We start from the raw sequence: 15,903 nt of genomic DNA on the forward strand, positions 1-15,903 counted from the left end.
GACAGAGACAGAGCGCAGTATTGGAGCAGTAACGTGAGCAAGCCCCCCGCGAACCGGTTCCGCCTCTCCGATCAGAATTTCGCCGCAGAAAGCCTGGCGCAGATTGGCCGTGGCTATGTGGTGCCGGACCGGGTGGCGCTGATCACCGGCTGCTCCAGCGGCATCGGTCGCGAGCTGGCACTGGCGCTGCATGCCCGTGGCACCATTGTCATTGCCACCGCCCGCCGCGCCGAAAGTCTGCAGGAACTGGCGGATGTGGGTATTGCCACCGAAGCGCTGGACGTAAATAACCAGGCGGATATCAACCGCGTGGTACACGCCATCAAGACCGCCTACGGCCGCCTCGATATCCTGGTCAACAACGCCGGCTACGGCCAGATGGGACCGCTGCTGGAGCTGGATACCCGCGCGCTGGAAGCCCAGTTCCGCACCAATGTGTTCGCCCCCATGGCGCTCGCCCGGGCCTGTGCGCCGTTGCTGAAATCCCGCCGCAAAGGGGTTATCTGTAATATCGGTTCCGTCTCCGGCGTCATGCCAACCCCGTTCTCGGGTGCCTATTGCGCGTCCAAATCCGCGCTGCACACCCTCTCCGATGTCCTGCGTCTGGAGCTGAAACCGTTTGGCATTCGGGTGGTAACCGTGCAGCCGGGCGCCATCGCCTCAGAATTCGGTCGCCACGCGGAAACCTCCCTGCGCGGCCTGCTGCCGCCGGATTCCTGGTACAAACGCAGCGAAGACCATGTGCGCGCCCGCGCGCTGGAGTCCCAGCAGAATGCCACTCTGGCGCGGGATCTGGCCAAGCGCCTCGCCGCCGAACTGTTGCGCAAGCGCCCTTCGCCCCTGTTGAGGGTCGGTAACAAGAGCAGGCTGCTGCCGTGGATGGCCCGTTGGCTGCCGCGCTGGTTGCGGGACAGGATTCTCTCCAAACGCTTCGGACTGAAGCGGCTGCAGCTCACTAACCAATAACCAACGGGTAGTTCGCGCAACCGCGGTAACACCGGCGCTACAGAATCTCCCGACAGGCCTCCACCAGCGCCGCCATCTCCTCATCCGTGCCGATGCTGATGCGCAGGTATGCGCTGATCCGCGGTTTGTTGAAATAGCGCACGATGATGTTGCGCTCGCGCAGGGCGAGGAACAGTGCCTCGGCGGACATCTTCGGCGGTTTGGCGAAAATGAAATTCGCGGTGGAGGGGATGATCTCAAAACCCAGCTCATTCAACTGCGCGCAAGTGTATTCGCGGGTGGCGATCACTTTCGCGCAGTTGTCTGCAAGCCACTCGCGATCCGCAATCGCCGCCGTTGCCACCTTCTGCGCAATACCGTCGATGGGGTAGGAGTTGAAGGAGTTCTTCGCCCGGTTCAGGCCCTCAATCAGATGCGCCTGGCCCAGCGCGTAACCCACCCGCAGTCCCGCCAGCGCGTGGGACTTTGACAGGGTGTGTACCACCAGCAGATTCGGGTAGCGGTCGAGCAGCGCAACCGCACTGTCGCCGCCAAAATCAATATAGGCCTCGTCAATCACCACCACCCGCATCGGGTGCAGTGCCAGCAGCTTCTCAATTTCCGTCAGCGGCAGATAGCGTCCGGTGGGCGCATTCGGGTTGGGGAGGATGACGCCACCGGCGTTTTCCACCGCGTAATCCTCCACCGCGATGGAAAAGTCTTCCCGCAGCGGCAGGGTATGCGCCTCGATGCCGTAGAGCTCGCAGTAGACCGGGTAAAAGCTGTAGCTGATGTCCGGAAACAGCAGCGGCTCCGGGCGCTGGAAGAAGCTGTAGAAGGCGTGCGCCAGCACCTCGTCGGAACCGTTACCCACAAAGACCTGATCCGGGCTTAGCTCGAATTGCGCAGCGATGGTCTCGCGCAGCTCGGTGGATTCCGGGTCGGGATAGAGGCGCAGGCGGCCTGGTAATGCCGGGTCCTGGAGCACCGCCTGGGCTTTGGGTGACGGCGGGTGGGGGCTCTCGTTGGTATTGAGCTTGATCAGGCGCGCGGTGGATTTCGGCTGTTCCCCCGGCACGTAGGGATGGAGCCGGGCGACGGCGGGGCTCCAGAACGGGTTGCCGGGGGGCTGATTGCGTGTGGGCTCGGTCATGGCATTCACTCCTTGTGCGCGCCGCGGATTGCATGAGTGCTGGGCGGGCGGAGATTTTATGCCCTGCGCGCGCAGGTTTCGACGACTATTCGCCCTGAATGTCCTCGCCGCTGACTTCGTCCTTGTCTGCCTCTTTATCCGCGCGCTTTTTCTTGCCCTTTTTGGCGTCTTCTTCGATCGGGATGTCGAACAGCACCGGTGCATCGGCGAGAAACTCTTCCAGTGGTACCGGATCGCGGAACAGCAGATCCTTGGATTTCAGCTCCTTGGATACCTGAGGAGACTCGCTGAATTCGTCCATATCTCCGATTTCCACCGCCGCCGCGAAGCCGAGAAAACTCCACGGAATCAGGATTGCTCCCAGAACGCGCCAGTGCGGGGCGATATTCAGCGCAAGGTACGCCGCGCACCACAGCATCACGGGCAACAGCACCGCCAGGGCGAGGATATTCAGCAGCGGCAGCACCTGGCTCAGATTGAAATTGAAATTGAGCAGGGTGCCAAACCACTGCCAGGCCGCGTAGACCAGCGCGGCAGCCGCGGCGATGGATAGATGCGCCAGGAAGTGAGCCTCGTGCTTCACAACCTTGCCGATAAACGCCCAGGCGGCGGCGTACACCAGCAGGCCGATCACCGCATCGGTCAGCACCTTCACCGCGCTGGTCCACTCGAAGTCGCTGCTGGTACCGAGCCACGCAAACCACAGGCTGAGCCCCGCCACCAGCAGGCAGAGGGCCGCGGCCACAAATGGTGTTGCCAGGCGGTCGAACACGGTTTCCGCCGAGTGCAGGGGAACCGCCGGCGCCACGCTCATTTCCGTGTCGATAAAGCGTACCCGGCTCTTGCCGAGCTGGATTTCGTCGCCGCACTGGATCTGGTGCTCGGTGATCGCCGCGGGTTTGATGGTCTTGTCGCGGAAATTGCGTACCAGGCGCAGACCATTCAGGCTGTCGAGGTCCCGCAACACATAGCAGCCATCCTCGTCCCGCACCACTTCCGCGTGTACCGGGTCCACGTGGGGGTCTTCCAGCATCAGCGCATTGCTATAGCAGCGGCCCAGCGTCACGCGCTCTCCATCCATGCGATAGCGGCCGCTCACCCGGTGGGCACGATTGATTTCTTCGATAATCAGTGCCATTGAATCTCGCTCACAAACTTCTCGGTAAAGGCGCTGGCGGACTCCCTGGTGAATCCGGAAAGGGTAAAGTGGCTCACCAGCGCACGGTTGGCCTGGTCTATGGTCAGGCTCACATAAAACACGTCATACAGCTCCGGGAATTCCTTGTAGCGGCGTACACAGTAGGAGGTGCGTGCAATCGCGGGCTCGCTGTTGCCGTTGGCCTTTGGCGGCGTCTGCAGTTCCCCGTCGTCGTTTTTTGTCTTGTCGGCGGTGCCATTGCGCGGATGGCTGGTGAACTGTTGTTTACAGTTGAAGTTGGTTACATCGTCTTCACCGGCACTGTTGCCCGGGTAGAAGCCGCTCATCTCGTCTTCATAGGCACTGTAGAAGCGCGACGACGCGAGCTTGTCGTCCGACTCCAGCCAGAAAAATTCGTATTCCACCCGCCCGGTATCAAATGTTTCCGACAGGTACACCACATCCTGGCCGGTACAGCCCTTGGCCACCTGCTGGATCGGCTCGTCCTCATCGTCGGTGGAATTGCCCCAGCACTGGATCGACGGCACGATTTCTCCCACCACCAGCGCATCGCCTAACGGGCGCAGCTGCCAGTCGGCGTCGAGAATCTGGTCGATGATGCGCTGCTGGTTCTTGAGCAGCTGGCGGTTGATCACCGGCTGCAACGCAATGGCGCCGTTGCCCGCGGCCATTTCTTTCTTGAAGTCCGCGAGCAGCGCGACCAGCTTGTCCACCGGCACCAGGAAGCTGATCTGGTTGCCGGCGGTCGCCACATTGATACCCACCACTTCGCCGTGGCGGTTGATCACCGGGCCACCACTCATGCCGGGGTTGATGGAGCCGGAGAAGTGAATACGGTCGTAAAAACTGCCGCTGGCGATGCCGTTGTAGGTGCCGGGCACAATGGTCATGCCGAGGTCCAGCGGGTTGCCCATGGAGACGATGGTCTCACCCTTGCTCGGCGGTGTGTGTGCCAGGCGCAGATGGTCTTCGCCCGGCTTGCCTTTCTGGCGCAGGATGGCCAGGTCGTTGATGACATCTACATCCAGCAGTTCGAGGTCGCCCTCTTTGCCGTCCACCGACAGATATCTGAGGATGTATTTGTCCGGCTCGTGTACGGCTTCGGATACCACGTGGTAATTCGTGGCGATCAGCCCATCGTCGGAAATCTGAAAACCGGAACCCAGCCCCGCCTTGGAGTTGGAGGATTTTTCGATCAAGCGGATCTGGTACAGGCTGCCGCGGTAATCGCTGTAGAGCTGCTCATAGCTCTGGGCGAGGGCAAAACACGGATATAGAAGCAGCGCAATAACGGCCACACAGGCGCGGTAATTCAGGCGCGTAAACATTCTCGACATTGTGGATATATCAGCGCTGTTTAATTTATGGGCGAAACGGCCGTCGATATTACGGGATCGGTCGCGGGCCAACAAGCAAACGCGGGTCAGGGCACAAGCCCGTTGCGGCAAGTTGTGTACCGATCTCACAGTGTAGTGAAACCTGGCGCATCGCGTTCACCAAAGCTACCTCGTGTAATGACGTGTAATGGCGTGTGATCGACCTGTAATAGGGTTCTGAGTAGATTACCCCTCAAGGTTGAAGGAGACGCGATGCCCGGCCGTCACAGGAGCCGCGGCAAGGTGGATTGCAGACACCCTGTCACCGGTGCCATCACGGAAGATGGAACCAATGAGGGAGGCGACGGAATGGCTTCCCTCACCGGCGACAGCACAGCGCCCCTCAACCAGTTTGCCAACGGATTGGTAAATGCCTGTTTCACAGAGCCATTAAGGGAAACAGGAAGAGATCAGGAAGACTTCGGCGCAAGCTGAACCGTCAGGCCGGCCCGGTAACCACAGAGCCTAGGAAGCCGGGAGAGTGGAAGGGCCTGACAGAGGCACGGATGCCTCATTTCGCTCTTGATAGTGTTGTTGTAACCGTAGATGGCTGGGACCATCTGATTTATACCGGCAGTAAGCTCGCTTACTGCCGGTTTTTTTTCATCAAAATGTTATGGAAACCCGCCAACCGGTTGCAGTAAGCTGCGTGACGCAGTTCTCATTGTTGGGCTGTGTCAGTATTAGAAGTTTTTTAAAGACCATTGATCACCCTGGGCGGTTTGCGGGGAGGGTGAGTGATTGCTCACCATCAACAATAAAAGGAATGACAACATGATAAGTGCCGAACAAAAGTGTGAGGACATGAAAGTCCTTGAGTGGAACTTCCCGGAGGATGGACGTGAGATCAATCTGGTGCTGAAGCCGAAGCCGGCGGACGCCCGTGGAGTTCCCACTTATTGGCAGTTAAACGAGGCGGGTAATCCCGGGGAGGCGGAAGCTTACGGGAATATGGATTTCAAAATCAAAAGCGGTGCGGGTTTCCTGACCCTGAATGTCACCCTCGACCCGTCCGAGTTTGGGTTTGCCGATCTGGAGTTTGTCGACTTTCCGGGCCTGCTGCAGGCGGATGGCATTGTGCCGTTGACTCAAGGCTTCAGGCACCAGTTTTACTCTCGGGTTGTGTCTGCGGATAAGCGCCAGCTGAAAATCAAGATCACAGATCTGGATATGGTTCCGGATAATTTTGCCTTCCTGTGGTTCTGCTACAGTCCATCAGCGGATGCGCATTTTGTTTCTGGTGACCCGAAAGCGGTGCTTACGCCGCAATAATCAGTTACAGATTACCGTTTTTACCTCGGTGGACGTTTGTGGTTGGGCGCAGAGTCGCTGGAATGCCGGTAAACTAAACCATTCTGCGCTCATCCCTTGCATTATTAATTGCTGAACATAGTAGTTGGCTGATAGCCACTCTTTGGAAATGGCGTAGACTTGGGCTGCATAGTACTTGACATAAGTGTCTTCAGGATGCTCTTGAAGTAGTCTGTGTGCCAATGTGATGGCTGCTGATTCGTTCCCTAAATAGGCTAGAGCAATCATGTGAAATTGCCGTGAATTAAGATCGAGCTTTCCTTGAGTTACTTGTAATAGTGTGGCGTAGGTCATTTGCGCCTCGTCAGCTTCATCTAGCATGAGGTACGTCTCTGCTAACTGACCGATTACTGTTACGTTGTCAGGCATCGAATCAAATAGATTTTTGTATATCAGTAGTGCGTTTTCGTATTCCCCTTGCAGGAAGTAAATGGTTCCTAGGTTAGTGTTTTGTCCCCAGTCACGAAGGTTCTCTGGGATTGCGGTTATGGCGGCTTTTGCGGCGGAAAGATTGCCGCTTTCTAGTTCAATTACACCAAGCGCAGAATAAGATGGCCAGTGAGTGGGTGATGTACGAATGATTTGGCGTAGAGTTTTTCGCGCGTCGACATAATTCCCACTGGCAATTTGATTGAGAGCAATTAAATACTGGTTGTCTGTTGATGGGGTCAGCGCGGCGGCTTTTTTTGCATAAGTAAGGCCGGAATCATAATCGCCTTTCGTGAAAAGATAGCGAGAGTATTTGGATAGCAGGTCTGCTGATGGAAATTTTTGTTCGTTTATTTTTTTAAGTAAATCATCGAATTCGGATTTTTCATTATTGTAAGTCTGCAGCCACAGCTTAAGTTCAAGTATCTGACTTTCAGGGATATTATTGGATTCAGCTTTTTCTAGCATGGCGAGACCGGTCCGAAGATATGCTTTATCGTGCGTAAGCACAAATAAATCTGTTGCTGTGTGTGCGTGTGCGCGGTATAGGTTGGAGTTTTCTGGGTATTTTCTAATTAGAATTTCCAATTTCGCTAGATCTGATTCGGAGTTTTCCTTGCTTCCTCGATGGTTAAGTATGTCCAAGTAGTCGCTATAGTCCTGTTCAGACATTGCCACATACGCTTCAATGTTTTTAGTGTAATTGGTCGCAAAAAGACTGATGCTGCTGCTCGTAATTCGATGCTCCGCTTCCTGGCGCTTATCTGCCAAAAATACAAAGCCACTCTGCTGCTGAACCTGACTGTTGCCCGGGTTTAGCCGCTGTAGCTCAATGTCACACCGCAACTCCGCACACTCTAACCGCGCAAACAGCGCATCCGTCACCCCCTTATCCCGCAACGCCTGCAATTGTTCCTCAAAGTCCATTCCCTCCTTCGGCTCAAAACTCACCAGCGCACTGGCCTTCAACTTCGAAACCGAATTCTTCAACGCCTGCCGTACCATGGTGCGGGTCAGTGCCTTGGCATTTTCCTCACCGCGGATTTCGCCGTTGATCTCCACCGGCATCACCGCGATGTATTGTGGTTCCAGCCGGGTGATTTCCTGCCAGCCCCAGTAACCGCCCGTGCCGACTACTAGCGCGGCTGCGATGCCGGCCGCGATGCGCTGCCAGCGGCGGCGGCTTTTGGTTTGTTGGCGGGTGAACAGGTCGGTGAGGGTTGCGGTGTAATCTTCGCTGGCGGTTTCCAGTCCCTGTTTGTGCAGAAGCTCCAACCCCTGATACACAATCAGCGCGCTCTGCGGGCGCAGGGTCGGGTCTTTGGCGAGCAGTTTGTCCAGCAGGATGGCGAGCGGTTCGGGAATGTCCGCCCACGCCTGTCGCGGCGGGGTGTGGGGTTCGTTGGTGATGCGGTTGGCCATGGCCAGCGCGCCGGCTTCGTGTTTGTCGAAGGGCCGGCTGCCGCACAGCAGTTCATAGGCGATGGTGCCGAGGCTGAACAGGTCGCTGCGGGCATTCAGGGTTTTGCCGAGAATCTGCTCCGGCGACATGGCGGTGACGGTGCCCGCCAGCTGGTTTTCCGCCGTCAGGGTTTTTTCGTCCAGCTGCTGGGATTTGGCGATACCGAAGTCGGTGATCTTGGCGGTGACCTTGCCGCTCGCGCTTGTCGCTATAAGGATATTATCGGGCTTGAGGTCGCGGTGAATGATACCGAGATCGTGGGCCTGCTGCAGGCCCTGGCAGATCTGCATCAGCAGGTTGAGTTTCTGCTGCAGGCTGGGGGTGTGCTCGCGCATCCAGGCACGCAGTGTGGTGCCGTCGATGTATTCCATCACCAGCGCGATATTGCCGTCTTCCTCCAAGACATCGTGCAGGGCGACGATATTGGGGTGGTTGAGCTGGGCGAGGAGGCGGGCTTCCTGCTGGATGCGGTCGCGGGCGTTCTGGCTGGCGGCGTCGTCTTTGAGCTTCTTGATCGCCACCTGGCGGTGCAGCTTGCGGTCTTCGGCGAGGTAGACAATCCCCATGCCACCGGCACCGAGCGTGCTGTGGATAACATAGCGATCGCTGCCCATGAGCAGCTTGTGGGTGCTGTTGGCCGCTTGTGCGGCGGTGGGATCGGCAATTTCCATCTGCGTGTGTTCTTGTTCTGGTTGAGCCCGGACCCGCTACCCCTGGATCCCGTATGTAGCGAGATGGGCGAACAGAAACTGCCTACAGTTTTGTACCCGTCTCGCCGTTGCTGGCAATCTGGGAATTGCCCGCATGGTGTTTATTTTTGTCGCCGCCGCAGAGACCTGGATACTGCCGTCGCAGGTCATCGAACGCAGGCATGCCGCAGATTTTGACAAAGCGCGCGGTGCAATACCAGACGGGGGCAATGCCCTGCTCCAGAGTCTTGCGAATATGCACCTTGGCGGAGAGCAGGTCGCCGGTGGTGATGTACACCTGGGCGCGGGCGTAATTGGTGTAGAGGTCGTCCGGCGCATCGCGGCGGATCTTGAGCAGGTTCTCCACGGCTTTTTCCGCCTCGCCCAGTTCCGCGTAGGCGCGTGCCTGCATCAACAGGCCTTCCCAGTCGGTGCGATTTTGAGTGAGTGCGAGGGCGCGCTGGGCGAAGTTGAGGGCCTCGCCGGGCTGCTCGAGTTCGCGGGCGATTTCTGCGCGGTACAGCAGCGGGTCGGCGTCTTTGGGGGCGAGAGTGGAGACGCGCTCAAAGCAGGTCTGGGATTCCCCGTAATTCTTCTCGATGTAGTAGGCGAGGCACAGGTTGTAGGTATCCATGGGGCCGATGCGCTCGAGACCGGCCTCGGTGAGCAGGCGGATGGTTTCCCCGGCGTTGCCGCTGTCTAGCATGTTGGCGGCGAGAAGAGAAATGGCGTCGGTGGATTCGCGGTTGAGGGCGATGGCCTGTCGCAGTACGTCGTTGGCGGCCTCCATTTCGCCGGTGAGCGTCAAGGTAAGCGCTTTCTGGTTCAGGTAGGCATAGCTGGTGCGCAGGGCGAGCGCGCTGTTGATATGTTCCAGCGCCAGCGCGTAATCGCCGCGCAGGTGGTGATAGAAGGCTCGCAGTTGGTGGTAGCCGGCCTGGTCCGGCAGGATCAGCTTGAGTCTTTCCAGCAACGCCTCGGCCTGGCCGGGTTCGTTGCGCAGCACCGCAAGGCGTAGCTCGTTGATCAGGATTTCCGGCGTGTTGGCGAGACTTTCCGGCGCCCGTTCCAACAGGTTGGTGAGGCGGGTGTCCGCCTCCGCGGCGCGGGTGTTGAACTCCTGATCCATCACCATCTCGCCGTAGAGTTCGTAGAGCGGTGCGAAGTGTCTGGCGCGCGCCTGCAGGGCGTCCAGCCGATCCAGCAGCTCCCCCAGGTGCAGGTAGTCCTGGCGGTGCTCGTAGATTTCCAGGTAGGTGAGGTAATCCGTGGCGCTGATCTGCGCGCCGTGCTCACTACCTTTGAGCGGGAAGGCGGCGAGCAGTCCATCCAGTTGGTGCAGGGTGCGGGCGCGGCTTTCGAGTCCTTCTTCCACCGCCAGGCGGGTACTGCGGTTGCTGATGACGGCGAGGGTGCTGCTGTCGAGCAGTTCCAGCGACAACTCACAGCTGCGGGTGTCGCATTCCACGGCGGGTATCAACAGCAGATCGGCATTCAGGGATTTCGCCTGCGCATCCAGCGGCAGCCCCCGCAGCCTGTGGGTTTCCGAGTAGGAGATCAGGCTCAGCCCCCGCCGCTCGGAGAGTCCCTGCTTCAACGCATTCTGCACATTGCTCACCAGCAGGCGCTGGGTGCGCGCGATCGCGGGGTCAGGTGAAAAGTCCAGCTCTCGCGGTTCCAGTACGGCGATATATTTGTTTCGGGTCGATGACGCTGGAGTGGAGAGCTCGTCAATGGCCACCAGTGCTGCAGCGCCCAGTGTGCACAAGACGACGGCGGCAATCGTGGCGCGACGCAGCCAGGTGCGAACATCAGTGCCCCGGTGGTAATAACTCTCCGCGGTCACGGTTTCGGTCACGCTGTGGGTGCGGGTAAAACTGGTGCCGCCGCCCTGAATCTGCAGCAGCAGGGCCTCCAGCTCGGCGGCAACCGCGGCGGCGTTCAGCGGGCGCTGCTCCGGCTTTTTTGCCAGCAGCCGGTCCAGTAGCGTGCACAGGGCCTGGGGCAGTTCCGGTGCCAGTCGCGCCGCTGGTGGGTGCGGGCTTTTGACGATGCGATCGACAATGACATAGGGGCTGCTGTTATTGCCGAAGGGGGGTTGTCCGCACAGAAGGCGATAGGCAAGTACCCCAAGGGCGAACAGGTCGCTGCGGTTGTCCAGTGGCTTGCCCTGAGCCTGTTCCGGCGACATGGCGCCCCAACTGCCGGCGATGTGTTGCTCGCGGGTGAGGTCGCTGTCTTCCTGCCAGTTCCTGGCGATACCGAAGTCGGTGATCTTGATGGTGCCAGTGCTGTCCACCAGGATGTTTTCAGCCTTGAGATCGCGGTGGATGATCCCGGCGCTGTGGGCGCGGGTCAGGCCTGCACAGATCTGTTTCAGCAGCTGCAGCTTTTGTGACAGGTCGGGGTTGCGCTCTCTCTGCCAGCGCTCGAGATTGCAGCCATCCACATATTCCATGACCAGCGCAATACCCTCTTCACCCTCAACCACATCGTAGAGTTGCACGATGTTGTTGTGATTGAGCTGTGCCAGCAGCAGGGCCTCGCGGCGGATGCGCTCACCGGCGTTGCTGCTGTTGGGATTGCGGAGCAGCTTTTTGATGGCAACCTGGCGGTTCAGTCTCTCATCGGTGGCGAGATAGACAACGCCCATTCCTCCCGAACCTAATCGAGTGGTGGCGTGGTAACGACCGATGTAAAAAGGTAACGGCTCTGGTTGCATGCTGGTGACTGCGGTAAGTAATTTTTTACGGGCAAACCGCCGTCCTTGGATAAGGTTCGTTCCCTGACGAGTTGTTTTCAGTGGCGCCGCTCGTCAAGCGGGCGCAACCTCCGGTATGGCATATTCCCCGGTGCTGGCTTCCAGCTCTTCTTTCTGTGAACCCTTGAAAATATCCAGCAGGTAACAGCCCAGGCGCATCTCATAGGAGCGGCGTTCCACAAGACGCGAGGTATCGATGGCGTCTGGCAGGCTGTCGGCGATCTGTTTGCGCGCACGGAAAATCTGCGTATTCAGGTGGTTCACGGTTATGCCCAGCTCGCGGGTGGCGAGGTCGGCGGATACCCAACCCTGGTCGGCGTGATCGATCCCGCGCTGGATATCGCGAATACGCGCGCGCGCCAGGTACAGCAGCAGGTAGTTGTGGGTGCGTGCGGGCAGGTCGAGACGCATATCGTCACGGGTCAGCTGCAGTTGAATATGCTCTTCGTGATGACTGACGGAAAAGCGCAGACGGAAATCCGATACGCAAAGATTTTTGAAGGAGAGCTCGGTCGTAGTGCTCTGGCTATTGCCGAGAAACAGCTCCCAGCTGTGGCGCGCGCAGTCGATGCGGTAGCCGTGCCGGACGACTCTGGCGGTGCTGCTGTTTCCCGAACCATCGAGCATCTCGTAGATCCACACTCCATTGATCGGATTGAAATGCAGACTGGCGATGGGGTCGTGTTCGTCCGGCAGCAGGTGATAGGACTCAAGTGAGATGGCGTCGCCGCTGTGAATGTCGATGAGCAGATTTTCCGGCGCGTCGAGGTTTTCCACTTTCCACACCGGGTTGGTGGCGCGACCGAAGGTGATCCCGTCACCAATATGTAACTGCTGGTTTTTGGCGGGGATCAACTGCTGGCCGTTGACCCAGGTGCCGTTGCGGCTGAGATCGCGAATGATCCAGTGGCTTCCGGTCCACTGGATGGCCGCGTGAATACCGGAAATCTCCGGCAGGGTGATGCGTGTATCGGCAACCCCCTGGCGGCGGCCGATGGTGTGGTGCGCCATCAGAAAAACGGGTTGATCCCGGTCAGGATGTTGCAAGCAAGCCATGTTCAGTCCCTTCCCCAAAAAGCTGCACCGGCAAGTACACGCGCAGCATTGGGCCTATGTGCGGTGTCGGGTGCAGAAGTTATCAAGACAGGGCGGCTGGAATGGTGTTTGCCTGGCACAACCTTGTGCGCGGCAATATGGTCAGGAATCGAGCCTGAAAGCGCAGTGGGGGCCGCTCCAATACGAGCCCTCACTGATCAATTTGTTTTTCGCCGGGGCGCGGTCGCGGCCTGGAGTCACTACACCAATTACCTCGCCGGGTAATGTGCGTCACTTCTCATTTTTTCTGCCGCGACAGAGCTTTGCACTGCTGTCTTGAGTCAGTAGTCACTTACCAATAGGCGAGCGTCCACTATAGTGTTGCCGCTCCATTTATACCGGACTGTCGCCCGATTGCAATCGTCAGATGTGAATTGTCCGCAAACAGGCACAGATGTACCGGATGTGGCTTGAGGATATATCGATGGCGCCTAAGTCAACTCGGACTGCGGCGGCTCAATGTGGAAATTGGTGTCAGAAGCTGCTGCTGTGACCGGGGTCGTCTTCTTCGGGCAGGTTGCGCTCATCTTTGCGGTCCAAGTCGCCCACATCCAGAACTGGTGAAGCATCGATATGCTCGGCGTCCATCATCAGTGCCACCCGCTGCAGAGCAGAGATGATCATCGACTGTTCCCATTCACGCAGATCACGGAACTGTTTGACGAAGTGGTCCTGCAGTGGCGTAGGGGCATCGCGGATGATCTCCATACCTTTTTCTGTCAGATAGGCGTGCACCTTGCGCTTGTCTTCTTCGGAGCGCTCACGGTACACCAGACCGCGCTTTTCCAGGCGGTCGAGAATGGTGGTAACGGTGGCCTGGCTGAGGCTGATTTCCTTGGCGAGCGCGCCGATGGTGACCTGGCCGTGCTCTCGGATTGCCTGCATTAGCAGCAATTGCGGTGCGGTGAGGCCGGCGGTCTTTACCAGCTGCCGCGAGTGCAGGTCGGTGGCGCGGATCAGGCGGCGGAGTGTGGTCAGTACTTCTTCGATCTTGTCCATCAGCAGCAGGGTCTCAATTTCATCGCGGTAGCGGGCGCCTGAAAAGGTGGTGGGGAGATAGTGCCCGCGCCCGACTTTAGGTTCTGCGCCGCTTTTGTCAAATCCGATCCCGCTGCGGTTGCCGCCTTTACCGTCCTCCCGAGCGTGACTGCGCTTTTGCGTGGATTCCGGCGACTCTTTTTTCCCTCTGCACAGTTTTGGTTCTTCGCGCCCGGAGATGGTGCGGGAGCCCTCGCCATTACTGGGATCCTCGTAGCTTCCGGCGTCAGGGCTTGCGGTGCGATTGATCGTATTCTGATCATGTTGCATGAGTCTTGGCCTTGAATCCTCAATAATATTTAGAGTACTATGGATTTAAATATTTAGATCAGTAAATAATTTTTTGCGGGTCAGGTCAAATTTTCAGCGTGCAATGGTTTTCGTTCGGTGTTATTTGTGTGATTCCGGCGTTATTGCAGAAGTGTGAACCTGATTTAAAATTTTGATGACTAAAGGTATTGGTTTGAGTGCCAGCAGCCAGCTAAAAGAAGACGACTCAATTGACGACAAGGTAAGTGGAAAGCGGCAGGGGGATATCCACGCGATCAAGCGCCAGGCCCCCGAGGTTCTGCTGCGCCGCCCGGTCAGTGAAGACGGTGCCGCGGTGCACCGTCTGATTGGCAATTGCCCCCCCCTGGACACCAACTCCCTCTATTGCAACCTGCTGCAGGCCAGCCACTTCTCCACCACCAGCGTGGCCGCGGAATTGAGCGGTGGAGAGCGGGATGGCGATTTGGCGGGCTTCATCTCCGGTTACCTCATCCCCGAGCGCCCCGACACCCTGTTCATCTGGCAGGTGGCGGTGGCAGAGCACGGGCGTGGTATGGGGCTCGCCGGCCGTATGCTGCGCGAAATCCTCGCCCGCCCCGTGTGCACGCAGGTGCGCTTTCTCGAAACCACCATCACCCCGGGCAACGACGCTTCCTGGGCGTTGTTCCGCGGCCTCGCGCGCAAGCTCAACGCGAACTGCTGTGACTCGGTACTGTTCGACCGCGAACGCCATTTCAACGGCCAGCACGACAGCGAAATGCTGTTGCGTATCGGGCCGTTTGCGGTGCGTTGACCCGACACCGGGTTTCCGGGTTTGCCGTTTCCAATGTTTGTTTTTCCAGCTGTCACCAGACACTCAATCACCAATAGGGATTGTCGACATGAAAGTTTTTGACGAGATCGAATCTGAAGTAATGAGTTATGCCCGCGCCTTCCCGCGGGTTTTCAACAAGGCGCAGGGCGAATACCTGTACGACGAGGAGGGCAATCAGTATCTGGATTTCCTCGCCGGTGCCGGCACCCTGAACTATGGCCACAACAATCCGGTATTCAAACAGGCGCTGCTGGACTACATCCAACAGGATGGCATTACCCATGGTCTGGATCTGCACACCAAGGCCAAGCGCGAGTTTCTGGAAACCTTCTACGAAAAAATTCTCAAACCGCGGGACATGAGCTACGTCATGCAGTTCACCGGCCCCACCGGTACCAATGCGGTGGAAGCGGCATTGAAAATTGCGCGCAAGTACAAGGGGCGCGAGAACATCATTTCCTTCACCAACGGGTTCCACGGTTGCAGCCTGGGCGCGCTGGCGGCCACCGGCAACTCCCACCACCGCGGTGCCTCTGGCGTGAGCATGAGTGGCGTAGCGCGTATGCCCTACGAGGGGTATCTGGGGGATGACATCGACACTACCGCTTATCTGGACAAGGTGTTGAGCGATTCCTCCAGTGGTATCGACCACCCCGCCGCAGTACTGGTGGAAACGGTGCAGGGCGAGGGTGGTATCAATGCGGCCAGTGTCGAGTGGCTGCGCAATCTGCAAAGCGTATGTAAAAAACACGATGTGCTGCTGATTGTCGACGACATCCAGGCGGGTTGCGGCCGCACCGGCAGCTACTTCAGTTTCGAGGAGGCGGGTATCGATCCGGATATCGTCACCCTGTCCAAGTCTCTCAGTGGTTACGGCCTGCCGTTCGCGGTGGTGCTGATGAAGCCGGAGCTGGACCAGTGGAAGCCTGGCGAACACAACGGCACCTTCCGCGGCAACAACCTCGCCTTCGTCACGGCCACGGCTGCCATCAACCACTACTGGAGTGACGACAAATTTGCCAGGGATGTGCTGCGCAAAGGTGACTACATCGAGCAGCGCCTCAACCGCATCGTCGAGAAGTACGGCGACGGCAACATGACCACCCGTGGACGCGGCATGTTCCGCGGCCTCAACTGCGTGAGTGGTGAGCTGGCCGACAAAATCACCAGCGAGGCGTTCCGCAATGGGCTCGTCATCGAAACCAGCGGCGCCGACGACCATGTGGTGAAAACCCTGTGTCCGCTGACCATAAGCGATGACAACCTGAAAAAGGCACTGGATATCGTTGAGGCCGCGGTGGCCAAAGTGCTGAAGGGCGAAGAGGTCCCGGAAGAGCACGATTTTTTTGCCAGCGGTGAAGAGGTGCCGGCCAGTGCGCTCGCGGGCGCGGCCTGATCTAT

At 58.3% G+C, this 15,903-nt stretch carries 12 protein-coding genes; 5 read left to right on the plus strand and 7 right to left on the minus strand.

The features are described from left to right. Nucleotides 1–33 precede the first annotated feature (33 nt). A complete protein-coding gene (locus C3938_RS10605) occupies nt 34–966 on the plus strand; it encodes an SDR family oxidoreductase (RefSeq protein ID WP_105103084.1) in 933 nt (310 codons plus the stop codon). 37 nt (nt 967–1,003) lie between these two features. Here the strand turns inward: C3938_RS10605 and hisC are convergent, their stop codons facing one another. From hisC to C3938_RS10620, 3 genes are all read right to left on the minus strand, one after another. After that, nucleotides 1,004–2,098 (minus strand): histidinol-phosphate transaminase, encoded by a 1,095-nt coding sequence (hisC, locus tag C3938_RS10610; RefSeq protein WP_105103085.1) that lies wholly within the window; start codon nt 2,096–2,098, stop codon nt 1,004–1,006. Between the two features lie 85 nt (nt 2,099–2,183). Continuing rightward, nucleotides 2,184–3,236, minus strand: coding sequence for an FHA domain-containing protein (locus C3938_RS10615; protein ID WP_105103086.1), 1,053 nt, complete (start codon nt 3,234–3,236; stop codon nt 2,184–2,186). Further along, the gene (locus tag C3938_RS10620) at nt 3,227–4,594 is read right to left on the minus strand and encodes a S1C family serine protease (RefSeq protein WP_233998769.1); all 1,368 of its coding nucleotides are present in this window, start codon (nt 4,592–4,594) and stop codon (nt 3,227–3,229) included. The genes C3938_RS10615 and C3938_RS10620 overlap by 10 nt, the downstream gene beginning before the upstream one ends. 252 nt (nt 4,595–4,846) lie before the next feature. On the opposite strand from C3938_RS10620, the gene C3938_RS10625 reads away from it, so the two are divergent. Continuing rightward, complete coding sequence (locus C3938_RS10625) at nt 4,847–5,068, plus strand: hypothetical protein (RefSeq protein WP_105103088.1); 222 nt, start codon at nt 4,847–4,849, stop codon at nt 5,066–5,068. 339 nt (nt 5,069–5,407) lie between these two features. Beyond that, nucleotides 5,408–5,905 (plus strand): hypothetical protein, encoded by a 498-nt coding sequence (locus C3938_RS10630; protein ID WP_105103089.1) that lies wholly within the window; start codon nt 5,408–5,410, stop codon nt 5,903–5,905. Here the strand turns inward: C3938_RS10630 and C3938_RS10635 are convergent, their stop codons facing one another. From C3938_RS10635 to C3938_RS10650, 4 genes are all read right to left on the minus strand, one after another. After that, on the minus strand, nt 5,906–8,506 hold the full coding sequence (locus C3938_RS10635; protein WP_105103090.1) for a serine/threonine-protein kinase: 2,601 nt from the start codon (nt 8,504–8,506) through the stop codon (nt 5,906–5,908). It abuts the gene before it with no gap. Nucleotides 8,507–8,588: 82 nt separating this feature from the next. Then, nucleotides 8,589–11,246, minus strand: a complete 2,658-nt coding sequence (locus tag C3938_RS10640; RefSeq protein ID WP_105103091.1) for a serine/threonine-protein kinase — start codon at nt 11,244–11,246, stop codon at nt 8,589–8,591. Between the two features lie 93 nt (nt 11,247–11,339). After that, nucleotides 11,340–12,341, minus strand: a complete 1,002-nt coding sequence (locus C3938_RS10645; RefSeq protein ID WP_105103092.1) for an FHA domain-containing protein — start codon at nt 12,339–12,341, stop codon at nt 11,340–11,342. 513 nt (nt 12,342–12,854) lie between these two features. Continuing rightward, entirely contained in the window at nt 12,855–13,379 is a 525-nt protein-coding gene (locus tag C3938_RS10650; RefSeq protein ID WP_105103338.1) for a MarR family winged helix-turn-helix transcriptional regulator, read from the minus strand. 484 nt (nt 13,380–13,863) lie between these two features. Between C3938_RS10650 and ectA the strand changes: the two genes are divergently transcribed. Both ectA and ectB read left to right on the plus strand, forming a co-directional pair. Further along, entirely contained in the window at nt 13,864–14,481 is a 618-nt protein-coding gene (gene ectA / locus C3938_RS10655) for a diaminobutyrate acetyltransferase (protein ID WP_105103093.1), read from the plus strand. A gap of 88 nt (nt 14,482–14,569) precedes the next feature. Next, nucleotides 14,570–15,898, plus strand: a complete 1,329-nt coding sequence (gene ectB / locus C3938_RS10660) for a diaminobutyrate--2-oxoglutarate transaminase (RefSeq protein WP_105103094.1) — start codon at nt 14,570–14,572, stop codon at nt 15,896–15,898. The last annotated feature ends 5 nt before the right edge of the window (nt 15,899–15,903 follow it).

Origin of the sequence: Microbulbifer pacificus (assembly GCF_002959965.1) — a bacterium.
Classification (GTDB): Bacteria; Pseudomonadota; Gammaproteobacteria; order Pseudomonadales; family Cellvibrionaceae; genus Microbulbifer; species Microbulbifer pacificus_A.